Origin of the sequence: Stutzerimonas urumqiensis (genome assembly GCF_003640395.1) — a bacterium.
GTDB classification, from domain to species: Bacteria; Pseudomonadota; Gammaproteobacteria; order Pseudomonadales; family Pseudomonadaceae; genus Stutzerimonas; species Stutzerimonas urumqiensis.
This window is the reverse complement of the sequence record NZ_RBZQ01000001.1, coordinates 406737-428992: the sequence shown is the minus strand read 5'-3', so window position 1 is coordinate 428992 and position 22256 is coordinate 406737. Positions and strand designations below refer to the sequence as shown.

24 protein-coding genes are annotated in these 22256 nt (G+C 65.9%); 17 read left to right on the top strand and 7 right to left on the bottom strand.

What is annotated here, in order from left to right:
* Positions 1-36 precede the first annotated feature (36 nt).
* The 4 genes from D7325_RS02235 to phnE are packed head-to-tail and all read left to right on the top strand — an operon-like array spanning position 37 to position 3276.
* Positions 37-888, top strand: a complete 852-nt coding sequence (locus tag D7325_RS02235) for a putative selenate ABC transporter substrate-binding protein (protein WP_120993644.1) — start codon at positions 37-39, stop codon at positions 886-888.
* Positions 885-1688, top strand: coding sequence for a phosphonate ABC transporter ATP-binding protein (locus tag D7325_RS02230; RefSeq protein WP_120993642.1), 804 nt, complete (start codon positions 885-887; stop codon positions 1686-1688). The genes D7325_RS02235 and D7325_RS02230 overlap by 4 nt, the downstream gene beginning before the upstream one ends.
* Positions 1682-2512, top strand: coding sequence for a PhnE/PtxC family ABC transporter permease (locus D7325_RS02225; protein ID WP_120993640.1), 831 nt, complete (start codon positions 1682-1684; stop codon positions 2510-2512). Before D7325_RS02230 ends, D7325_RS02225 begins: the two co-directional genes overlap by 7 nt.
* The gene (gene phnE / locus D7325_RS02220; protein ID WP_120993637.1) at positions 2509-3276 is read left to right on the top strand and encodes a phosphonate ABC transporter, permease protein PhnE; all 768 of its coding nucleotides are present in this window, start codon (positions 2509-2511) and stop codon (positions 3274-3276) included. Before D7325_RS02225 ends, phnE begins: the two co-directional genes overlap by 4 nt.
* A gap of 10 nt (positions 3277-3286) precedes the next feature.
* On the opposite strand, the gene D7325_RS02215 is transcribed toward phnE, so the two are convergent.
* On the bottom strand, positions 3287-3601 hold the full coding sequence (locus D7325_RS02215) for a DUF2288 domain-containing protein (RefSeq protein WP_120993635.1): 315 nt from the start codon (positions 3599-3601) through the stop codon (positions 3287-3289).
* 192 nt (positions 3602-3793) lie between these two features.
* Between D7325_RS02215 and D7325_RS02210 the strand changes: the two genes are divergently transcribed.
* The 5 genes from D7325_RS02210 to D7325_RS02190 all read left to right on the top strand — a co-directional run bounded on the left by D7325_RS02210 (position 3794) and on the right by D7325_RS02190 (position 8775).
* Positions 3794-4918, top strand: a complete 1125-nt coding sequence (locus tag D7325_RS02210; protein ID WP_120993633.1) for a branched-chain amino acid ABC transporter substrate-binding protein — start codon at positions 3794-3796, stop codon at positions 4916-4918.
* A gap of 215 nt (positions 4919-5133) precedes the next feature.
* Positions 5134-6057, top strand: coding sequence for a high-affinity branched-chain amino acid ABC transporter permease LivH (gene livH, locus D7325_RS02205; protein WP_120993631.1), 924 nt, complete (start codon positions 5134-5136; stop codon positions 6055-6057).
* On the top strand, positions 6054-7310 hold the full coding sequence (locus D7325_RS02200) for a high-affinity branched-chain amino acid ABC transporter permease LivM (protein ID WP_120993629.1): 1257 nt from the start codon (positions 6054-6056) through the stop codon (positions 7308-7310). Before livH ends, D7325_RS02200 begins: the two co-directional genes overlap by 4 nt.
* Complete coding sequence (gene livG / locus D7325_RS02195; RefSeq protein WP_120993627.1) at positions 7307-8074, top strand: high-affinity branched-chain amino acid ABC transporter ATP-binding protein LivG; 768 nt, start codon at positions 7307-7309, stop codon at positions 8072-8074. The genes D7325_RS02200 and livG overlap by 4 nt, the downstream gene beginning before the upstream one ends.
* The gene (locus D7325_RS02190) at positions 8074-8775 is read left to right on the top strand and encodes an ABC transporter ATP-binding protein (RefSeq protein ID WP_120993625.1); all 702 of its coding nucleotides are present in this window, start codon (positions 8074-8076) and stop codon (positions 8773-8775) included. Before livG ends, D7325_RS02190 begins: the two co-directional genes overlap by 1 nt.
* 137 nt (positions 8776-8912) lie before the next feature.
* Here D7325_RS02190 and dcd read toward each other — a convergent pair whose 3' ends face one another.
* The 3 genes from dcd to apbC all read right to left on the bottom strand — a co-directional run bounded on the left by dcd (position 8913) and on the right by apbC (position 12151).
* Entirely contained in the window at positions 8913-9479 is a 567-nt protein-coding gene (gene dcd, locus D7325_RS02185) for a dCTP deaminase (protein WP_120993623.1), read from the bottom strand.
* Positions 9480-9573: 94 nt separating this feature from the next.
* Positions 9574-11043: a helicase HerA-like domain-containing protein gene (locus D7325_RS02180; RefSeq protein ID WP_120993621.1), complete on the bottom strand. Its 1470-nt coding sequence runs from the start codon at positions 11041-11043 to the stop codon at positions 9574-9576.
* A gap of 16 nt (positions 11044-11059) precedes the next feature.
* A complete protein-coding gene (gene apbC, locus D7325_RS02175) occupies positions 11060-12151 on the bottom strand; it encodes an iron-sulfur cluster carrier protein ApbC (RefSeq protein WP_120993619.1) in 1092 nt (363 codons plus the stop codon).
* A 167-nt stretch (positions 12152-12318) separates the two neighbouring features.
* On the opposite strand from apbC, the gene metG reads away from it, so the two are divergent.
* From metG to D7325_RS02135, 8 genes are all read left to right on the top strand, one after another.
* On the top strand, positions 12319-14352 hold the full coding sequence (metG, locus tag D7325_RS02170; RefSeq protein ID WP_120993617.1) for a methionine--tRNA ligase: 2034 nt from the start codon (positions 12319-12321) through the stop codon (positions 14350-14352).
* Positions 14353-14647: 295 nt separating this feature from the next.
* Positions 14648-15205 carry an Rnf-Nqr domain containing protein gene (locus D7325_RS02165; RefSeq protein ID WP_120994113.1) on the top strand — a complete coding sequence of 186 codons (558 nt, stop codon included), beginning with the start codon at positions 14648-14650 and terminating at the stop codon, positions 15203-15205.
* Positions 15193-16284, top strand: a complete 1092-nt coding sequence (rsxB, locus tag D7325_RS02160; RefSeq protein WP_120993615.1) for an electron transport complex subunit RsxB — start codon at positions 15193-15195, stop codon at positions 16282-16284. The genes D7325_RS02165 and rsxB overlap by 13 nt, the downstream gene beginning before the upstream one ends.
* Positions 16281-17282, top strand: coding sequence for an RnfABCDGE type electron transport complex subunit D (locus tag D7325_RS02155; RefSeq protein WP_120993613.1), 1002 nt, complete (start codon positions 16281-16283; stop codon positions 17280-17282). The genes rsxB and D7325_RS02155 overlap by 4 nt, the downstream gene beginning before the upstream one ends.
* Before the next feature lie 17 nt (positions 17283-17299).
* A complete protein-coding gene (locus D7325_RS02150; RefSeq protein ID WP_245961990.1) occupies positions 17300-17878 on the top strand; it encodes an RnfABCDGE type electron transport complex subunit G in 579 nt (192 codons plus the stop codon).
* Positions 17875-18429 (top strand): Rnf-Nqr domain containing protein, encoded by a 555-nt coding sequence (locus tag D7325_RS02145; RefSeq protein WP_162987983.1) that lies wholly within the window; start codon positions 17875-17877, stop codon positions 18427-18429. Before D7325_RS02150 ends, D7325_RS02145 begins: the two co-directional genes overlap by 4 nt.
* Positions 18426-19064: an endonuclease III gene (gene nth, locus D7325_RS02140; protein ID WP_120993608.1), complete on the top strand. Its 639-nt coding sequence runs from the start codon at positions 18426-18428 to the stop codon at positions 19062-19064. The genes D7325_RS02145 and nth overlap by 4 nt, the downstream gene beginning before the upstream one ends.
* Before the next feature lie 109 nt (positions 19065-19173).
* On the top strand, positions 19174-19356 hold the full coding sequence (locus D7325_RS02135; RefSeq protein WP_120993606.1) for a PA3496 family putative envelope integrity protein: 183 nt from the start codon (positions 19174-19176) through the stop codon (positions 19354-19356).
* Between the two features lie 33 nt (positions 19357-19389).
* Here D7325_RS02135 and gloA read toward each other — a convergent pair whose 3' ends face one another.
* The 3 genes from gloA to D7325_RS02120 form a co-directional block, all read right to left on the bottom strand.
* Entirely contained in the window at positions 19390-19782 is a 393-nt protein-coding gene (gloA, locus tag D7325_RS02130; RefSeq protein ID WP_120993604.1) for a lactoylglutathione lyase, read from the bottom strand.
* A 77-nt stretch (positions 19783-19859) separates the two neighbouring features.
* The gene (locus D7325_RS02125) at positions 19860-21077 is read right to left on the bottom strand and encodes an argininosuccinate synthase (protein ID WP_120993602.1); all 1218 of its coding nucleotides are present in this window, start codon (positions 21075-21077) and stop codon (positions 19860-19862) included.
* Between the two features lie 122 nt (positions 21078-21199).
* Positions 21200-22102, bottom strand: a complete 903-nt coding sequence (locus tag D7325_RS02120; protein ID WP_245961989.1) for a flagellar protein MotY — start codon at positions 22100-22102, stop codon at positions 21200-21202.
* Between the last annotated feature and the right edge of the window lie 154 nt (positions 22103-22256).

The window sequence follows — 22256 nt, the reverse complement described above, 5'->3', positions numbered from 1 at the left end:
TCGCGCGCTTTTTCCGCTATTGAACCGGAGAACCCAATGCTGAAAGCCCTTCTGGCAGCCGTTGCCGGCCTTGCCCTGCCGTTCTGTTTTTCCTCCGCCCATGCCCAGGACGTATTGCGCGTCTCGGCCATTCCTGACGAAGCCCCCACCGAGCTGCTGCGCAAGTTCGAACCGCTGGGCGCCTATCTCGAAGACCGGCTCGGTATGCCGGTGAAATTCACCCCCGTATCCGACTACGCCGCCGTGGTCGAAGCCCTGGCCGCCGACAGGGTCGACCTGGCTTGGCTCGGCGGCTTCACCTTCGTCCAGGCGCGCGAAAAGACCGGCGATGCGATCCCGCTCGTGCAGCGCGAGCAGGACCAGCGGTTCACCAGCACCTTCATCACGGCCGACCCTGCGGTCGAATCGATCGCGGACCTGAAGGGCAAGACCTTTGCCTTCGGCTCGGTTTCGTCCACCTCCGGCAGCCTGATGCCGCGCTACTTCATGCTCAAGGACGGCATCGTGCCGGAGCAGTTCTTCGATCGGGTTGCCTATTCCGGCGCGCATGACGCCACCGCCGCCTGGGTCCAGGCCGGCAAGGCCGATGCCGGCGTGCTGAACGCCTCGGTGTGGAACAAGCTGGTCGAGGCCGGCAAGGTCGACACGACCAAGGTGCGCGTCTTCGCCACCACCCCGCCCTACTACGACTACAACTGGACGGTGCGCGGCGACCTGGAGCCAGCCCTGGTCGACAAGATCAGGGCGGCCTTCCTGGCGCTCGATCCGGCCAACCCTGAACACAAGGCGATCCTCGATCTGCAGGCCGCGACCCGCTTCGTCGAGACGCGACCGGAAAACTACGAGGGCATCAAGGAAGCCGCGCTGGCGGCGGGCCTGCTGAAGTGACGGTACGCCTGGCTGGCGTGGACTACGTCCATGCCAACGGGCAGGCCGCGCTGACCGGGCTGACGCTGTCGCTGGATGCCGGCGAGTGCGTGGCGGTCATCGGCCCGTCCGGCGCCGGCAAGACCACCCTGCTCCGCCTGCTGGCCACCGCCCTGCGGCCCGGCAGCGGCTCGCTGGAAGTGCTCGGCATGTCCCCGTGGACCCTCGGCGGCGCTGCGCGGCAGCGCCTGCGCGCACTTATCGGACTGATCCACCAGGCGCCGCCCCTGCCGGCCCGGCAGCGCGTGGTCACCGCCGTGCTGGCCGGTCGGCTCGGCCAATGGTCCTTGCCCCGCAGCCTGCTCAGCCTTGTGTATCCGCTCGACGCCGCCGGGGCCGAGCAGGCGCTCGCCCGGCTGGACATCGCCGACAAGCTCTATCAGCGCTGCGAGCAGCTCTCCGGCGGCCAGTTGCAGCGGGTCGGCATCGCGCGCGTGCTGTACCAGCGGCCGGAGCTGATCCTGGCCGACGAGCCGGTGTCGGCGATGGATCCGGTGCTGGCCAGCCACACGCTCGGCATCCTGGCTCAGGAGGCGCGACAGCAAGGCGCGACGCTGCTGGCGAGCCTGCACGCGGTGGACCTCGCGCTTGCTCATTTCGACCGGGTCATCGGCATCCGGGACGGCCGGATCCTGTTCGACGCCCCAGCGTCACGGGTCGATGAACAGGCGCTGACGGCGCTCTACGCAAACCGGCAGCTCGCCGAGCCACTGCAACCCATGGCGCCGATGGCCCAGGCACTGACCCTGCCGCGATGCTGAATGCCCGCCACGCCACCGACCCCGCCGCATTGCCGCGCCTGATGCTGACGATCGCCGCTGTGGCGTTGCTCTGGCCAGGACTGATGCTCAGCGAGCTGAACCCGCTGGTGCTGTTCGACGAGGACAACCGCCGCACCATGGGCGGCTTTCTCGCCGGGTTCTGGCCGCTGGCGCACGACCCGGAATTTCTCCGCCTGCTCGGCCGCGCCACGCTGGAGACGCTGGCCATCGCGACCGCCGGCATGGCGCTTGCCCTGCTGATCGCGTTGCCGGCCTCGCTCCTGGCCAGCCGGGCGTTGTCGCGTTCGGCCGCCAGCCGCGAGGGTCGATCGGCCTGGTGGAGCCAGGCGCTGCGCTGGCCGGCGCGCACCGTGCTGATCGTCCTGCGCAGCGTGCCGGAGATCGTCTGGGCGCTGCTGTTCGTCCGCGCGGTCGGGCTCGGCCCCACCGCGGGCGTGCTGGCGATCGCCATTGCCTACAGCGGCATGCTCGGCAAGGTCTACGCGGAGATCTACGAGTCGGTCGATCCCTTGCCGGCACGGGCCCTGCTCGGCGCCGGCAGCGGCCGGCTCGCGGCGTTCCTGTACGGCATCCTGCCGCAGGCCGCGGCCGAGATGCTGTCCTACGGCGTCTATCGCTGGGAGTGTGGCATCCGGGCATCGGTGGTGATGGGGTTCGTCGGTGCCGGCGGGCTCGGCCAGCAAATGGACCTGTCGATGCGCATGTTCGCTGGCGCCGAAGTGGCGAGCATGCTGGTCACCTTCCTCGTGCTGGTACTCCTGGCGGACCTGATCAGCCGCGCGCTGCGCTGGGGATTGGCATGAGGACACTGGTGCGGTACCTGATCCCGCTGTCGCTGCTGATGGCCACCGCCCTGTCGTTCGCCTTTCTCGACATGCAAGCCACGGCGCTGTTCAGCCCGGACGGCCTGTCGCAGATGGGGGACTATGCCCGCGGCTTCCTCCGGCCTGATCTCTCGGCCGGCCACCTGCGCTCGGTCGCCTGGGCTGCGCTCGAAACCCTGGCCATGTCGGCGCTCGGTACCTTGCTGGCCGCCGTCATGGGGCTTGCGCTGGCGCTCCCGGCCGCCGGTCGCTTCGGCGTTGCGGCACGCGCGCTGGCGCGGCTGATCCTCAACGCCTTGCGGGCGGTACCCGAGCTGGTCTGGGCGGCGCTGATGGTCCTGGCGGCCGGTCTCGGCCCGAATGCCGGCACCCTCGCCCTGGCGCTGCACACCGCCGGCGTGCTCGGGCGGTTGTTCGCCGAAGCGCTGGAGAACGCGCCGCGCCCGCCGGGCGAGGCGCTGCGCCTGGCCGGTAGCGGGCGGATCGCGGTGTTCTGCTATGGCGTACTGCCGGGGCTGTGGCCGCAGCTCCTTGCGTACACGCTCTATCGCTGGGAGAACAACATCCGCATGGCCAGCGTGCTCGGCTTCGTAGGGGCCGGCGGGCTCGGGCAGATGCTCTACATGAGCCTGAGCCTGTTCCAGGAAGCCCAGGCCTCGACCGTGATGCTCGTCATGCTGCTGATGGTGCTGGCGGTGGATGCCCTCAGCGGCTGGGCCCGCCAGCGCTGGGTACGGCGCTAGCCGCGCCGTTTCAGTGCGTCGGCGCTGCGGTGCGCTCCTGGACGAGCACCCAGGGCGCAACAACCACAGCCCACAACGACGGGCGACGATCATGCCAATCCTGCGCCTGATCCGCCTCGAGTCGGCCGAGCGAACCGGCTTTCATCCATGCCGCGACCGCGGCGCCCTCGTCGCTCGCCACGGCCAGCGCGACGTCCACCAGATCCAGTTCCCCACCTACGCGCAACAGCACGCCGCGAGCGAAGAACGGCTGCAGCTCGGGCCAGTCAATGGCCGCCGTCTCGCCCAAGAGCTTGGCATAAAGCGTGCTTCGATCTTCCTGCATGATCCTGTCCGAACAGTCGAAAACGGGCATCTTATAGCGCCGCGACGGGCCTTCAAGCGCAACCGCGGCCGGCTGTGCAACGGTCGGTAACCGACTTACACTGTACCGGTACAGTTGGCCGGCTACTCTATAGGCTGTCACGCAAGCCTCGGCCTGCAGGATCTAACAATAACGATGCATTCTGGAGCACTTATGAAGACCCCCCAGCGTCTTTCCAAGCTTTTCCTGGCCATTGCCCTGACGGGAGCCGCAAGCTACAGCCTGGCCGCCGACACCATCCGTATCGGTCTGGCCGGTCCGGTCACCGGCCCGGTCGCCCAGTACGGTGAAATGCAGTTCATCGGCGCCAAGATGGCGATTGAGCAGATCAACAAGGCCGGCGGCGTCGACGGCCAGCAGCTGGAAGGCGTCGTCTACGATGACGCGTGCGATCCCAAGCAGGCCGTGGCGGTGGCCAACAAGATCGTCAACGATGGCGTGAAGTTCGTGGTCGGGCACCTGTGCTCCAGCTCGACCCAGCCGGCTTCGGACATCTACGAAGACGAAGGCATCCTGATGATCACGCCGGCCTCGACCAGCCCGGACATCACCTCCCGCGGTTACGAGCTGATCTTCCGCACCATCGGCCTGGACAGCATGCAGGGCCCGACTGCGGGCAACTACATCGCCGACGTGATCAAGCCGAAGAATGTCGCGGTCATCCACGACAAGCAGCAGTACGGCGAAGGCATCGCCACGGCGGTGAAGGAAACGCTCGAGAAGAAAGGCGTGAAGGTCGGCCTGTTCGAAGGCATCAATGCCGGCGACAAGGACTTCTCCTCGCTGATCGCCCGCCTCAAGCAGGAAGGCGTGGACTTCGTCTATTACGGCGGCTACCACCCGGAACTGGGCCTGCTTCTGCGCCAGTCCAAGGAACGCGGGCTCGACGTGCGCTTCATGGGTCCCGAGGGCGTCGGCAACTCCGAGATTTCGGCGATTGCAGGTCCCGCCTCCGAGGGCATGCTCGTGACGCTGCCGCGCTCGTTCGACCAGGATCCGAAGAACCAGAAGCTGGTCGAGGCCTTCAAGGCCAAGGATCAGGACCCGAGCGGTCCGTTCGTATTCCCCGCCTATGCAGCCGTGCAAGTCATCGCCGAAGGCATCGAGAAGGCCGGCAGCACCGACCCGATCGAAGTCGCCGAAGCGCTGCGCAGCAACACCTTCGACACGCCTACCGGCAACCTGGCCTTCGACGAGAAAGGCGACCTGAAGGACTTCAGCTTCGTCGTCTACGAATGGCATCAGGACGGCACCAAGACCGAAGCCAAGACCAACTGATCTAAACCATCGCGCACAGAGCCCACTGCCTGCAGTGGGCTCTCTTTGTTTAAGCCGCTGAAACGGGTGAGGCCCTCCCAACCAAGGGCCATCCCTGCTCTTGCTCGGCGTCGGGCCACCGCCCGCACGCCAGGGACATCGAGGTTCGCCCTTATCCGGGCGGCCGTTCCGTCGGTCTAGGGGTCGTCGGCAAGCAGGGACATCAGGAGATCGAAATGCCTGAGTTTCATCACTACCTACAACAATTGATAAACGGCCTGACCGTCGGCAGCACCTACGCGCTGATCGCGATCGGCTACACCATGGTCTACGGCATCATCGGGATGATCAACTTCGCCCACGGCGAGGTGTACATGATCGGTTCCTACGTTGCCTTCATCGCAATCGTCGGCCTGTCGATGATGGGACTCGATGCGTTGCCGATCCTGATGATCGGTGCGTTCGTCGCCAGCATCATCGTCACCAGCGCCTATGGCTACAGCATCGAGCGCGTCGCCTACCGGCCACTGCGCGGCAGCAACCGCCTGATCCCGCTGATTTCGGCGATCGGCATGTCGATCTTCCTGCAGAACCTGATCCTTCTGGCCCAGGACTCGAAGGACAAGGCGATCCCCAACCTGATGCCCGGAAATTTCATCTTCGGCGAAAGCGCGATGGATGGGGTGGTGGTCTCCTACATGCAGGTGCTGATCTTCATCGTCACCTTCCTCTCGATGCTCGGGCTCACGCTGTTCATCTCGCGCTCGCGCCACGGCCGGGCCTGCCGCGCCTGCGCTGAAGACATCCGCATGGCCAACCTGCTTGGCATCAACACCAACAACATCATCGCGCTGACCTTCGTGGTCGGCGCTGCCCTCGCCGCCGTTGCCGGCGTGCTGATCGGCATGCAGTACGGCGTCATCAACCCGCACATCGGCTTCCTGGCCGGGATCAAGGCGTTCACCGCCGCAGTCCTCGGCGGCATCGGCAGCATTCCGGGCGCGATGCTCGGCGGGCTGGTGCTTGGCGTGGCCGAAGCCTTCGGTGCCGACATCTTCGGCGCCGCCTACAAGGACGTGGTCGCGTTCAGCCTGCTGGTGCTGGTGCTGCTGTTCCGCCCGACCGGCATTCTCGGCCGCCCGGAGGTTGAAAAGGTATGACGCATCGAATCAGACCCGCGTTCTTCAGCGCCCTGCTGGTGATCGCCCTGTCCGTCCCGGTGTTCGGCCTGAAGCTCACCACCGAGGGCATCGCCCTGATCGTCGAGGGCGCGACCGCCAGCACCTACTGGATCATCGCCGCCTGTGCGGTCGGCATGTTCTTCTGGACCCTGTTCCACGAGCGGCTCGCCGCCGGCTGGGCAGCCAGCCCCAACCTGCCGCGAATCCTGGCCGGTGCGGGCAGCTTCCTGACGCTGCCATCGACCCAGCGCTGGATCATCTGCACGCTGATCGTGGTCGCCCTGGTCTGGCCGTTCTTCGGCTCGCGCGGCGCGGTCGACATCGCCACGCTGATCCTGATCTACGTGATGCTCGGCCTCGGACTGAACATCGTGGTCGGCCTGGCCGGCCTGCTCGACCTGGGCTACGTCGGCTTCTACGCGGTCGGCGCCTATACCTACGCCCTGCTGTCGGAGTATTTCGGCTTCGGGTTCTGGTCGGCCCTGCCGATCGCAGGCGCGATGGCGGCCCTGTTCGGCTTCCTGCTCGGTTTCCCGGTGCTGCGCCTGCGGGGCGACTACCTGGCGATCGTCACGCTCGGGTTCGGCGAGATCATCCGCATCCTGCTGCGCAACATGACCGACATCACCGGCGGGCCCAACGGCATCAGCGGTATCGAAAAGCCCACCCTGTTCGGCCTCAGCTTCGATCGGCGAGCCGAGGAAGGGATGCAGACCTTCCACCAGTTCTTCGGGCTGGAATACGAGTCGATCCACAAGGTGATCTTTCTCTACCTGATCGCCGTGCTGCTGGTGCTGCTGACGCTGTTCGTGATCAACCGCCTGCTGCGCATGCCGATCGGCCGCGCCTGGGAAGCGCTGCGCGAAGACGAGATCGCCTGCCGTGCCCTGGGGATGAACCCGACCATCATCAAACTCTCGGCCTTCACCCTCGGCGCCACCTTCGCCGGTTTCGCCGGCAGCTTCTTCGCCGCACGCCAGGGGCTGGTCTCGCCGGAATCCTTCACCTTCATCGAGTCGGCGATCATCCTCGCCATCGTCGTACTTGGCGGCATGGGTTCGCAGCTTGGGGTCATCCTGGCCGCGACAGTCATGATCCTGCTGCCCGAGCTGATGCGAGAGTTCAGCGAATACCGGATGCTGATGTTCGGTGCGCTGATGGTCGTGATGATGATCTGGCGCCCGCAGGGCCTCCTGCCCATGCAGCGCCCGCACCTGGAGTTGAAGCCATGAGCCGCCCCCTTCTCGATGTGAGCGGCCTGACCATGCGCTTCGGCGGGCTGCTGGCGGTCAACGGCGTTGCGCTGCAAGTCCATGATCGGCAGGTCGTCTCGATGATCGGCCCGAATGGCGCCGGCAAGACCACGGTCTTCAACTGCCTGACCGGCTTCTACCGCCCCACCGAGGGCAAGATCCTGCTCGATGGCGAATCGATCGAGGGCCTTCCCGGCCATCAGATCACGCGCAAGGGCGTGGTGCGCACCTTCCAGAACGTCCGTCTGTTCAAGGACATGACGGCGATAGAAAACCTTCTGGTCGCGCAGCACCGGCACCTCAACACGGGCTTTCTCGCCGGGCTGTTCAAGACGCCGGCGTTCCGCAAGAGCGAACGTGAAGCCATGCAATATGCCGCGCACTGGCTGGAGCAGGTCGATCTGGTCGACTGTGCCAACCGACCGGCAGGCACGCTCGCCTACGGACAACAGCGGCGTCTGGAAATCGCCCGCTGCATGATGACGCGCCCGCGCATCCTCATGCTCGACGAACCCGCCGCCGGACTGAACCCGCGTGAAACGGAAGACCTGAAGGCTCTGATCGCCCTGCTGCGCGATCAGCATGGCGTGACCGTGCTGCTCATCGAGCACGACATGAAACTGGTCATGAGCATTTCCGACCACATCGTCGTGATCAACCAGGGCTGCCCGCTGGCCGACGGCACGCCGGAGGAAATACGCGCCAATCCGGACGTGATCAAAGCCTACCTGGGGGAAGCCTGATGCTTTATTTCACCAACGTTTCCACCTGCTACGGCAAGATCCAGGCGCTGCACGAGGTCAACGTCGAGGTCCGCAAGGGCGAAATCGTCACCCTCATCGGCGCCAACGGCGCGGGCAAGTCGACCCTACTGATGACCCTGTGCGGCTCGCCGCAGGCGGCCAGCGGCAGCATTCGCTATGAAGGCGAAGAACTGGTGGGCCTGCAGACGCCGCAGATCATGCGCAAGAGCATCGCCGTCGTGCCGGAAGGGCGGCGCGTGTTCGCGCGCCTGACGGTCGAAGAGAACCTGGCGATGGGCGGCTTCTTCACCGCCAAGCAGGACTTCCAGGAACAAATGGACCGCGTGCTGACGCTCTTTCCGCGCCTGAAGGAACGGCTCGAACAGCGCGCCGGCACCATGTCCGGCGGCGAACAGCAGATGCTCGCCATCGGCCGCGCGCTGATGAGCAAGCCCAAGCTGCTGCTTCTCGACGAGCCGTCGCTGGGGCTGGCGCCGATCATCATTCAGCAGATCTTCGAGATCATCGAGCAGCTGCGCGAGGATGGCGTCACCATCTTCCTGGTCGAGCAGAACGCCAACCAGGCGCTCAAGCTGGCCGACCGGGGGTACGTGCTGGAGAACGGCCACATCGTCATGCAGGGAACGGGCGAGGAGCTGCTGGCCGACCCGAAGGTTCGCGACGCCTATCTTGGCGGGTAATTCGTGAAGGCAAGAAAAAGCCGGGCAATCGCCCGGCTTTTTCTTGTTCGCTTGCCGTTACGCATGGGGGGCGTCGAGCCGCCCCGATCCGAGATCGGCGTGGTGGTGGGCTGAGACCCACCCTACTCGGCTGAGGCTCAGGCCTTGGGCAGCGTCACGCCGCGTTGGCCCTGGTACTTGCCGCCGCGGTCGCGGTAAGAGACTTCGCAGGCTTCGTCGGATTCGAGGAACAGCATCTGCGCCACACCCTCGTTGGCGTAGATCTTCGCGGGCAGCGTGGTGGTGTTGGAAAACTCCAGCGTCACGTGGCCTTCCCACTCGGGCTCGAGCGGCGTGACGTTGACGATGATGCCGCAGCGCGCGTAGGTGCTCTTGCCCAGGCAGATGGTCAGCACGTTGCGCGGAATGCGGAAGTACTCGACGGTGCGGGCCAGCGCGAAAGAGTTTGGCGGGATGATGCAGACATCGCTCTTGATGTCGACGAAGCTCTTCTCATCGAAGTTCTTCGGATCGACCGTCGCCGAATTGATGTTGGTGAACACCTTGAATTCATCGGCACAGCGCACGTCGTAGCCGTAGCTGGACACGCCATACGAAATCAGGCGCTCGGCGCCTTCGGTACGCACCTGCCGCTCGACGAACGGCTCGATCATGCCGTGTTCCTCGGCCATGCGGCGAATCCATTTGTCCGATTTGATGCTCATGGCAGCGTCCTGTAGGCGGCAACGGGCGCACATAGTAACGGGCGACGGTTGCGAGTTGAAGCGGCGCTCGGCGCCGCCGTTCGAGGCGATCGAATCAACGCCGGGACTTGCCGCCGAACAGCGAGCCCATCAGCCCGCGAACAAGCTGCCGGCCGAGTTGGTTGGCTGCCTGGCGAGCCGAGGCCTTGAGCGTTTTGGCGGCGAAATCGAGCAGCACATCGCTGACGCCGTTCCCGCCGGCCTTCGGCGTCGCGGGCGCTTGCGGGTCGAGCTTCTCGCTGGCGTGACGACTCAGCATCTCGTAGGCCGATTCGCGATCGATCGCCGTGTCGTAACGCCCGCGCAGCGGTGACTGGGCAACCCGTTGTGCGCGCTCCGCCTCGGTCAGCGGCCCGATGCGTGACTGCGGGGGCGCAATGGCGACGCGCTGCACCGGCGAAGGCGTGCCCTTGTCTTCCAGCGTACCGACCAGCGCTTCGCCAATGCCCAGCGTGGTGAGCACTTCCAGCGTGTCGAACGCCGGGTTGGGGCGGAAGCCGTCGGCCACGGCCTTCAGTGCCTTCTGCTCGCGGACGGTGAAGGCGCGCAGGCCATGCTGGATACGCAGGGCCAGCTGCGCCAGGACGTCGTCGGGAAGATCGGTCGGCGACTGGGTGATGAAGAACACCCCGACGCCTTTGGAGCGGATGAGCCGCACGACCTGCTCGAGCCGCTGCTGCAGGGCCTTCGGCGTGCCATCGAACAACAGGTGCGCCTCGTCGAAGAACAGCGCCAGCACCGGCCTGTCAGCGTCGCCGCGCTCGGGCAACTGCTCGAACAGCTCGGACAAGAGCCACAGCAGGAAGGTGGCGTAAACCTTCGGCGCCTCATGGACCAGCCGGCTGGCGTCCATCAGGTGGACGACCCCACGCCCGTCCGGCGTCGGCCGTAGAAGGTCTTCGAGCTGGAGCGACGGCTCGCCGAACAGCCGCTCGGCGCCCTGCTGCTCAAGCGCGGCCAGACGCCGGAGCAAGGCCTGGGCCGATTGGGTGGTGAACAGCGCGCTGTCGTCGCCCAGCAGCTCGCGATGCTCGGCAAGGTGCGACAGCAGGGCCTTGAGGTCCTTCAGGTCGAGCAGCAGCAAGCCGTCGCGATCGGCGACCTTGAATACCGCGTAGAGCGCCGCCTGCTGGCTTTCGGTGAGTTGGAGCAGGTTGCCGAGCAGCAATGGTCCCATTTCGCTCAGGGTGGTGCGCAAGGGATGCCCGCTAACGCCGTCGACGTCCCAGAGCACGACCGGGCAAGCTTCGGGTCGGTAGTTCAGCCAGGGCATGCTGGCGATGCGCTCGGCGATCTTGCCGGTTGGCTGCCCCGACGCTCCGAGCCCACACAGATCGCCTTTGATATCGGGCGCGAAGACCGCGACGCCCGCCTGGCTGAACTGTTCCACCAGGCGCTGGAGCGTCACCGTCTTGCCGGTGCCGGTCGCGCCGGCGATCAGACCGTGGCGGTTGCCCAGGCGCAGCGGGTGACCGAATGGCTGGCCGGCGGGGTCGGCGCCGAGCAGCAGGTTGGGGCTGTCCATGCGTGCACTCCGAAGATCAATCGTCGCTGATGACAATGTTGGGCATGGCCGAGGCGCCCATGCCGCCCTGCGAAATCCTGGCGCCGACCTTGCGGGCCATGTCCTGGTAGATCATGGCGATCTGCGACTCCGGATCGGCGACGACCGTGGGCTTACCCGCATCGGCCTGCGAGCGGATCGCCATCGACAGCGGCAGCGAAGCCAGCAGTTCGACGTGGTAATCGGCCGCAAGGCGACTGCCGCCCCCTTCGCCGAACAGGTGCTCGACGTGTCCGCAATTCGAGCAGATGTGCACGGCCATGTTCTCGACGACACCGAGCACCGGAATGTTGACCTTGTTGAACATCTCCACGCCGCGCTTGGCGTCGAGCAGCGCCAGGTCCTGCGGGGTGGTGACGATGACCGCGCCGGCGACCGGCACCTTCTGCGCCAGGGTCAGATGGATGTCGCCGGTGCCAGGCGGCATGTCCACGACCAGGTAGTCCAGGTCGTTCCAGATCGACTGCGTGATCAGCTGGAGCAGCGCGCCGGACACCATCGGCCCGCGCCAGACCATCGGCGTCTTGTCATCGGTCAGGAAGGCCATCGACATCACCTGGACGCCGTACCCTTCCAGCGGAACGAAGGCGCTCTGGTTGCGAATCTGCGGCCGGCTGCCTTCGGGAATGCCGAACATGATGCCCTGGCTCGGGCCGTAGATGTCGGCATCGAGCATGCCGACCCGCGCGCCCTCGCGAGCCAGCGCCAGCGCCAGGTTGGCGGCGGTGGTCGATTTGCCGACACCGCCCTTGCCCGATGCCACGACGATCACGTTCTTCACGTTGGCCAGCGCGGGCAGCTGCTCCTGGGCCTTGTGCGGCTTGATCAGGCAATCGACCTGCACGTCGGCGCGGCTGACGCCGTCGAGGTTCTCGATCGCCATCGCCAGCATCTGGGCCCAGCCGCTGCGGAACAGGCCGGCGGCGTAGCCGAGCTCGAGCTGGACGCTGACCCGGTCCCCGTTGATGTCGATCGACCGTACGCACCCGGCGCTGACCGGGTCCTGGTCGAGGTGGGGGTCGGTGTATTGACGCAGCGCGGCTTCGACCGCTTCGCGGGTGATAGGCATGGATTGACTCCCTGAAAAGGACGGGCGAGATGCGGGGCATGGTAACCGACCGGAGGCCGTCCGGAAGGTTCGGCGGCGCATTGGCCGCAGGCCCCGCGCGGATGAAAAAAGCGCCTGTGCCCTATATAGTTGCCGACCTTTCCCAGCAATCGTGACCGCAGATTCCCATGTCCGAAGCCCGCCAGATCCTCGTCACCAGTGCCCTGCCCTACGCCAACGGTTCGATCCACCTTGGCCACATGCTCGAGTACATCCAGACGGACATGTGGGTGCGCTTTCAGAAGCTGCGCGGCAACCAGTGCATCTACGTCTGCGCCGACGATGCGCACGGCTCGGCGATCATGCTGCGCGCCGAGAAACAGGGCATTTCCCCCGAGCAACTGATCGCCGAGGTGCAGGCCGAGCACAGCGCCGACTTCGCCGACTTCCTGGTCGACTTCGACAACTTCCACTCGACCCATTGCGAAGAGAATCGCCAGCTCTCCGAAGCGATCTACCTCAAGCTGCGCGACGCTGGGCATATCGCCACCCGCTCGGTGACCCAGTACTTCGACCCCGAGAAGGGCATGTTCCTCGCCGACCGCTTCATCAAGGGCACCTGCCCCAAGTGCGGCGCCGAGGACCAGTACGGCGACAACTGCGAGAAATGCGGCGCGACCTACGAGCCCACCGAACTCAAGGACCCGAAGTCGGCGATCTCCGGCGCTACGCCGGTGCTGCGCGACTCCAAGCACTTCTTCTTCAAGCTGCCGGACTTCCAGGCCATGCTGGCGCAGTGGACGCGCAGCGGCACGCTGCAGGAGGCGGTCGCCAACAAGCTCGCCGAATGGCTCGACGCCGGCCTGCAGGAGTGGGACATCTCGCGCGACGCGCCCTACTTCGGCTTCGAGATTCCCGACGAGCCCGGCAAGTACTTCTATGTCTGGCTGGATGCGCCGATCGGCTACATGGCCAGCTTCAAGAACCTCTGCGCACGTCGGCCGGAGCTCGATTTCGACGCCTTCTGGAAGAAAGACTCAGGCACCGAGCTGTACCACTTCATCGGCAAGGACATCGTCAATTTCCACGCCCTGTTCTGGCCGGCGATGCTTGAGGGTGCCGGCTACCGCAAGCCGACCGCGATCAATGTGCACGGCTACCTGACGGTCAACGGGCAGAAGATGTCCAAGTCGCGCGGCACCTTCATCAAGGCGCGCACCTACCTCGAGCACCTGAATCCCGAGTACCTGCGCTATTACTACGCGAGCAAGCTCGGCCGCGGGGTTGACGACCTCGACCTGAACCTCGAGGACTTCGTGCAGAAGGTCAATTCCGACCTGGTCGGCAAGGTAGTCAATATCGCCAGCCGCTGCGCCGGGTTCATTCACAAGGGCAACGACGGCCTGCTGATCGACGCCAACCCGGAGCCGGAACTCTGGGCTGCGTTCCAGAGCGCGGCACCGAGCATCGCCGAAGCCTATGAGGCGCGCGATTTCTCCCGTGCCATGCGCGAGATCATGGCGCTGGCCGACCGCGCCAATGCCTGGATCGCCGACAAGGCGCCCTGGGCCCTGAACAAGCAGGAAGGCAAGCAGGATGAGGTGCAGGCCATCTGCGCGCTGGGCGTCAACCTGTTCCGTCAGTTGGTGATCATGCTCAAGCCGGTGCTGCCGAACCTGGCCAGCGCGGCCGAAGCCTTCCTCAACGTCGCGCCGCTGACCTGGAGCGACCTGGCGACTCCGCTGGCCAACCACAAGCTGAACGCCTTCACCCCGCTGATGACCCGTATCGAACCCGCGAAGATCGACGCCATGATCGAAGCCTCCAAGGAAGACCTCGCCGCCACCGAAGCCTCGACGGGCAACGGCGAGCTGAAGAAAGACCCGCTGGCACCCGAAATCGACTTCGGCGCCTTCGCCGCCGTCGACCTGCGCATCGCGCTGATCGAGAAGTGCGAGTTCGTCGAGGGCGCCGACAAGCTGCTGCGCCTGTCCCTCGACATCGGCGACGAAAAGCGCAACGTGTTCTCCGGCATCAAGAGCGCCTACCCCGACCCGAGCAAGCTGGAAGGCCGCCTGACCCTGTACGTCGCCAACCTCGCCGCCCGCAAGATGAAGTTCGGCGTATCCGAAGGCATGGTGCTGGCCGCAGGCCCAGGCGGCGAAGAGATCTACCTGCTCAGCCCGGACAGCGGCGCCAAGCCGGGACAGCGCGTCAAGTAACACGCTACAAGCAGCGCCAGGAGCTGACGAGCCGGCCTCGTCGCCCTGGCCTTGCAATCGCTCGTCTAATGACCGTCTCGCGGCTACTGCCGGGCCTGAAAGACGGCATCGTCAGCGGCGATCTTGCCCATTGGCCTCTTCCTTGGCGGTGTCGCGATGGGGGTCGGCCTGATCACGCGGCCTGCATGGTCTATCGAGGCCGCACGCGATAAGCCGGCGCCGCGGCGGTTGTGGCGTCGCGCAGGGGCCCGGATAATACGCGCCCTTGTTTTCCGCCAGGCCGCTCAGCTCGCGCATGACCGATTTTCTCTTCGCCCTGATCGGCGCTGCCCTGGTCAGCAACCTGGTCCTTGGCCTACCGCTCGCCGCCGATGGCCTGCGCAAGGCCAGGACACGAATGTTCGGCCCGGCCGGCGCCGCGATCATCCTGCTGGCCGCGCCGCTGGGCTGGCTGGCCGATCAGCTGCTGCGCACGTTCTCGTTGGCGCACCTTTACCTGTTTGTCTTCCTGCCCCTGCTGGCGGCGCTGGGCTGGGCGGTCCAGGCGCTGGCGGTCCGGCTGCGCCCGTCGTCGGCACAGCCGGACTTATGGCCGCTGCTGATCGGCATCGGCCTGGGCGCCATGCTGTTGGCCCGTTCGCTGGAGCAGCTGTCCGCGGTGCTGGCGCTCGGTATCGGCGGCGGGCTGGGTTTCTGGCTGGTGATGCAACTGTTCTCCGACTTGCTGACGCGCCTCGAGCGCTGTGACGTGCCGGCCCGTCTGCGCGGCGTGCCGATGATGCTTTTCGCCGCCGGCCTGATGAGCCTGGCCTTCATGGGCTTCAGTGGATTGGGGGTGGCATGGGCCCGGTGACCATCGCGGCAATCGATGCCCTGCTGCCGCAAACCCAGTGCGGCAAGTGCGGCCATCCCGGCTGCCGGCCCTATGCCGAAGGCATGGCCGCGGGCGAGGCGATCAATAAATGTCCACCCGGCGGACAGCTGACGGTCCAGGCACTCGCGCGACTGCTGCAACGTCCCATGCAGCCGCTGGAACAAACGGAAGTGCCACCGCAGATCGCCTTCATCCGCGAGGCTGAATGCATCGGTTGCACCAAGTGCATTCAGGCCTGTCCGGTCGATGCCATCGTCGGCGCCGCCAAGCTCATGCATACCGTGATCCGGGACGAATGCACCGGCTGCGAGCTGTGTGTCGCGCCGTGTCCGGTCGATTGCATCGACATCCGACCGCTGAACCCCAGCGAGGCGTCCGCACAGCGCGAGCGTGCCGATCAGTTCCGCCGTCGGTACGAGGCGAGGCAGGCCCGGTTGGCCCGCGATGAAGCGCGTCGCAATGCCGAGCGCACCCGTCGCCGACCGAGCATCGCGGCGGTGGCGCCGGTCGTTGGCGAGGACGACACGCACAAACGCCTGAAGATCGAGGCGGCCATGGCCAAGGTCGTGCTGGGCAAGGCCGAAAAGCAGTACGCACAGCATCAGACTGCCGAGCTCCGGCAGCAGGTCGAGACCCTGCGCCTCGCCGCCGAGCAGGCACAGCGTGCCCTCGATGCCGTCGCACAGGCCCAGGTGCGCCTGCCCACCGCGGCGGATGAGGCGGCCGCGCTGAAGCAGGCGAAGATTCAGTTGGCCATGCGCCGTGCCGAACTGGCCAAGGCGGAACGCACAGGGGCCGACGCGCTGCGCCTGGATGCGCTGCGTAGTGCCGTCGCCGAGGCCGAACAGCATCTGACCGGCGGCACGGGACGCGTCGAGAGCGCAGCAGCGCCGGGCGGCAGCGCCACGCTGCGGGCGCTGAAGAGCGAATTGGCCTATGCCCGTGCCGCGCTCAAGCAATTGGAGCGTCGGCAACCACACGACGAGGCGGCGCTGGCAGCGGCGCGCCTGCGTCTGACTGAAGCGCAAAGACAGCTGGACGATCAGTCGGCGCCATGACCCACCCGACCGTCGCCCACGCCCCACATGATCCGCGGACGGCAATGCGCCGGGTACTGGTTGCGCTCGCACCGGGCGTTCTCGTTCTGATCGGGTGGTACGGCTGGGGCCCGCTCATCCAACTGGGCCTGGCGATCGTCACCTTCTGCGGTTGCGACGCGCTCGCCCGGCGTCTTCGCAAGCAGCGGATGCCTGCGGATCGCAGCCTGGGCGGCCGGCCGTTGCTGGGCGACGGCAGCGGGCTGGTCAGCGCCCTGCTGCTCGGCGTCGCCCTGCCCGGCTATGGACCTTGGTGGGTTGTCGTGACCGCGGCGGCGTTCGCCAGCCTGGCGGGCAAAGCGCCGTTCGGTCCTGCCCGCAATCCGTTCAATCCGGCCATGCTCGGATATGCCTTCGCCTTGATGGCTTTCCCGGCGCAGATGGCGCAATGGCCAGCGCCCGGCGCTTCGCCTGACCTGCTCGACAGCCTGCAGCAGGTCTTTCGCATCGGCGATGGCCTGCCGGATGGCTGGAGCCAGGCGACGTTGCTCGACATCCTCAAGCACAACCAGCGACTGACCATCGAGGAACTGTTCGAGCGCGTTCCGGCCTTTGGCGCGTTCGGCGCGCGCGGGCTGGAGTGGGTGAACCTGGCCTTCCTGGCCGGCGGCCTGCTGCTCCTGCGGCAGAAGGTGATTGGCTGGCAGGGGCCTCTCGGCATGCTCGGCGCGCTCTTCGTCGCGAGCCTGCTGTGCTGGAATGGGTCCGGCTCGGATTCGAACGGTTCGCCGCTGGTTCATCTGTCGAGCGGCGGCACCCTGCTCGCGGCATTCTTCATCGTCACCGAACCGGTCACCGGTGCGTCGACCCCGCGGGGACGGCTGCTGTTCGGCATCGGCGTCGGCCTGCTGACCTATGCGATCCGAACCTGGGGCAGCTACCCGGATAGCATTGCCTTCGCCGTGCTGCTGATGAACCTGTGCGTCACGCGGCTCGACCACCTGGGGCGAGCCCGATGATGCGCGGCGGAGCGGTCGTGGCGCTCGTCGCCTTGCTTGGCGCGGCCACGGTGGCGGCGCTTTATCAGGTCTCGAAGCCCATGATCGAGCAGCGCCGCGACCTTGCCACCGAGCGGCGGCTGCTCGACCTCCTTCCGCCATCGCTCTATGACAATCGCCCCCTGCAAGCGCCCGTTGTGCTCCCGGCCGATGCGCGACTGGGCACCTCCGGCACGGAGCGGGCCTACCTGGCCAGGCGCGACGGCCAGCCCAGCGCCGTGTTGCTGCCCGTGCATGCGAAGGGCTACGAAGGACCGATCCACCTGCTGGTCGCCATCGCACCCGACGGTCGGCTGCTGGCCAGCAAGGCGCTTGCCCAGCAGGAAACGCCCGGCCTGGCGGCGCTCGACGAATCAGGCCCCAAGCATTGGATGCGCCAGCTCGCCGGTCAGCGGATCGAGGACGGCCCGGCGGCATGGACGCTGCGCACGGACGGCGGCGAGATCGATGCGATCGCCGGCGCGACCATCACCTCCCGAACGGTGCTGCAAGCCATCGAAGGCGCGTTAACGTTCTTCGACGCCGAGCGGGCCACGCTGCTGGAGGCACGACCATGACGTCGCGCGTCCATCTGCTGGCGCTCGCGCCGCTGCTGGCCTGTACCGACCTGCTGATAACGGCGCTGGCCATCGGCGGCGCCGGCCTGTTCGTCATCGGCGGGTGCGGTGCCCTGCTCCAGCCACTGCGCCGCTTCCTGGCCGCCCGCACCCTGACGCTCGCCGCGCTGTTCATCGCCGGCACGCTCGCCAGTTGCGCCGAGATAGCGCTGCAGGCCCTCAGCCACGAGCTGTACCGGATAACCTCGCCCTTCGTGCCGCTATTATTGCTGCCCTGCCTGGCGTTGGCAGCGGATGGCTCGCACGGCATCCGGACAGGACTCAGGGCCGGGGCGCTGTTCCTGCTCCTGGCCACCCTGCTGGGCGCCGTGCGCGAGATGCTCGGCCACGGCAGCCTGTTCGCCCACGCGCAGTGGGTGCTTGGCGGGTCGTTCGACGGCTGGACAGGCTTCGACGGCTTGCCCTTGCTGACAGAGACCGCGGGCGCCCTGATGGTGCTGGGCCTGCTGCTCGCCGCGCTTCGACACCGTTCCCGAGACGATTCCCCATGAACGCCGCCAAACGCCTGGAAATCTTCCGCCGCCTGCACGAAGACAACCCCAACCCACAGACCGAGCTGGCGTACAGCTCACCGTTCGAATTGCTGATCGCAGTGATTCTCTCGGCACAAGCCACCGATGTCGGGGTCAACAAGGCCACGGCCCGGCTGTATCCGGTTGCCAATACGCCGGAGGCCATCTACGCACTCGGTGTCGACGGCCTGTCGGAGTACATCAAGACGATCGGTCTCTACAACAGCAAGGCGAAGAACGTCATCGAAACCTGCCGCCTCCTCATCGAGCAGCACGGCAGTCAGGTCCCGCAGACGCGCGAAGCGCTCGAGGCGTTGCCGGGCGTCGGCCGCAAGACCGCCAACGTGGTGCTGAACACGGCCTTTCGCCAGCCGACCATGGCGGTCGACACGCACATCTTTCGCGTCGCCAACCGCACCAACATCGCACCGGGCAAGAACGTGCTGGAGGTCGAGCGCAAGCTGGTGAAGTTCGTTCCCAAGGACTACCTGCTCGATGCCCATCACTGGCTCATCCTTCACGGGCGCTATGTCTGCCAGGCGCGCAGACCGCGCTGCGGCAGTTGCCGAATCGAGGATCTGTGCGAGTACAAGCACAAGACTTCCGATGATTGAGCGATCGCTGAATTGCGGTCCCGATGATTGAAAAAATCTTTTTTACGGCCCTCGGCTTTGCCGCTATAAGGTGCGCCATCAGTGCCCTGCGTAGCTGGAGTAACCCCGAGTGGCCGAGAAAGAAGAGATTGAAATCGAAGACGATTTCGTAGCGGACGAAGACGACGGCGCGGCACCCGAGGCGCCGGTGGAAGTCGCCAAGACCAACCTCACCAAGCGCCGGATCATCGACAACCTGCTCGAAGAGCGGCGCTTGCAGAAGCAGCTCAACGACTACGATTTCGACCTCTGATGAAAAAGCCCCTTGGTAGGGGCTTTTTCGTTTCTAGTCGGCCCGTTTCGGCGACAGCAGCTCGACCTTGTAACCGTCCGGATCTTCGATGAACGCCAGGATGCTGGTGCCATGCTTCATGGGGCCGGGCTCACGCGTGATCTTGCCGCCGCGCGAACGAATGTCCTCGCAGGCCTTGTAGACGTCCTCGACCTCCAGGGCGATGTGGCCATAGCCGGTGCCCAGCTCATAGCTGTCCACGCCCCAGTTGTGGGTCAGTTCCAGGACGCTGTTGTGCGCCTCGTCGCCGTAGCCGACGAAGGCCAGCGTGAACTTGCCCTCCGGGTAATCCTTGCGGCGCAGCAGGGCCATGCCCAGCACCTCGGTATAGAAGGCGATGGAGCGGTCCATATCGCCTACGCGCAGCATGGTATGCAGCAGTCGCATCGTTCTCTCCTCATGAACTGAATGACAAACCCCGGCTTTTGACCGGGGCTTGGTGGCGTTCGCTTCGGGCTTTGCGCTTAAAAAAGCTTGCGACCCTTGTTCGCGGCGATGCGCATGCGCAGCGCGTTTAGCTTGATGAAGCCGCCCGCATCGGCCTGGTCGTAGGCGCCGCCGTCTTCCTCGAAGGTCGCGATGTTCAGGTCGAACAGCGAATCGTCCGACTTGCGGCCGACCACGATGACGTTGCCCTTGTAGAGCTTCAGGCGAACCACACCGTTCACATTCTGCTGGGACGCATCGATCATCTGCTGCAGCATCAGGCGCTCGGGGCTCCACCAGTAGCCGGTGTAGATTAGGCTGGCGTACCTGGGCATCAGCTCGTCCTTCAGGTGCGCCACTTCACGGTCGAGGGTGATGGATTCGATCGCACGGTGGGCCTTGAGCATGATGGTGCCGCCGGGCGTCTCGTAGCAGCCGCGGGACTTCATGCCGACGTAGCGGTTCTCGACGATGTCGAGGCGACCGATGCCATTCTCGCCGCCGATGCGGTTCAGCTCGGCCAGCACCTGGGCAGGGCTCAGCGCCTTGCCGTCGATGGCGACGATGTCACCGGCGCGGTAGGTCAGCTCGATGTAGGTGGGGGTGTCAGGCGCGGCTTCCGGCGACTTGGTCCAGCGCCACATGTCTTCTTCGTGCTCGGTCCAGGTGTCTTCCAGCACGCCGCCTTCATAGGAAATGTGCAGCAGGTTGGCGTCCATGGAGTAGGGCGATTTCTTCTTGCCGTGGCGCTCGATCGGGATGGCGTGCTTCTCGGCGTAGTCCATCAGCTTCTCGCGAGACAGCAGGTCCCACTCGCGCCAGGGGGCGATGACCTTCACGCCCGGCTTGAGGGCGTACGCGCCCAGCTCGAAGCGCACCTGGTCGTTGCCCTTGCCGGTAGCCCCGTGGGAGATGGCATCGGCCCCTGTCTCGTTGGCGATCTCGATCAGGCGCTTGGCGATCAGCGGCCGGGCGATGGAGGTGCCGAGCAGGTATTCGCCTTCGTAGACAGTGTTGGCGCGAAACATGGGGTAGACAAAGTCACGGACAAACTCTTCGCGCAGGTCGTCAATGTAGATTTCCTTGACACCCATCGCCTGGGCCTTCGCACGGGCCGGTTCCACTTCTTCGCCCTGTCCGAGGTCGGCGGTGAAAGTGACCACCTCGCAGTTATAGGTGTCCTGTAACCACTTGAGAATCACCGAGGTATCCAGGCCACCGGAATAAGCCAGGACCACCTTCTTGACATCGGCCATTACCATCACTCCACGGGGGTTGCGAAAACCGCGATTCTACTGGTCGCGGCGCGGCTTTCACAGGGGCGCGGGAGCCAGCGACCGGCACGGCAGGTGGCTGCACGGCCTCGCATGGGTGCGCGTCAGGACGCGTCGCTGACGGTGGCGCTCGCCTGGGCGGCCTCGGCCTGCGGTGGTGCCCTATCCAGGCGCAACGTCACGCGCCGGTTCGTCGCCCGGTTGGCCTTGCTGGAATTGGGTACCAGCGGGTACCGCTCGCCATGGAAGCGCAGCGTGATCTGCTCGGGTGCGATACCGCGACTGACCAAGTAGGCCTGCACCGCCAGGGCGCGGTTGCGCGAGAGTTCCCGGTTGGTCAGGCGATTGCCACTGTTGTCCGAGTGACCATCGAGCTGGAAGCGATTGATCGACGGATCGGCCTTGACGTAGTCGAGGATGATGTCGAGCTTGGCGCGAGCCAGGTCATCCAGTTCGATCGCTTCGCTCGGGAAGCCGATCTGGCTCTGGCGGATCTGGTCGTAGTTGACGGGCAGCAGCTTGGCGGTGCACGCCAGGTAATCATCGTAAGCCTTGCCGAAACGGGCCGGCGACAACCGTACTTCGAGCGGATCGCCGCCCTGCCGGGTGCGATGGCGCACCAACGGACCGCGCCCCTCCAGCAGGCCGGTCAGCAGCCGTCCGGCCTGCAATTGGGTACTGTTGAACGGCGTTTCGCCCGCCCCGACGGCAACCTGCCCGAGACTCCAGTCGCCTCGACTGGGCTGCCAGGGCGCAGCGGCAGCCAGCAGCCTCGCCGACCCGTTGTCGAACCAGCGCTCGGAAGACTTCAGGCGAAAGGTCGCCTGCTCGCCGGCCCGCCGAACGAACTCACCGACACCGAAACCGGCGATCGCCTGGCTCAGCCGGCACTCGAACTGGTCGCCCTCGACCCGCCACTCCACCTGCTCCAGCCGTGTCTGGAAGGTGATGGCGGAGGCCTGGCCGGCGGTCAGCAGGCCGAGAAAGAGGCAATAGCGCAGGCGCACGGACGTGCTCCGGTTCGGTTCAGTTGTCTTGGGTATCGGTGCGGCGCGCGGAAACTTAAGCGCGCCTGGGGCCCGTTCCGGATCGGACGGCCATGCGGCGTGCCGTCGCTCCGGGTTTTCCGGTAGCATTCGCGCACGTTTTAGCGCCTGGTGC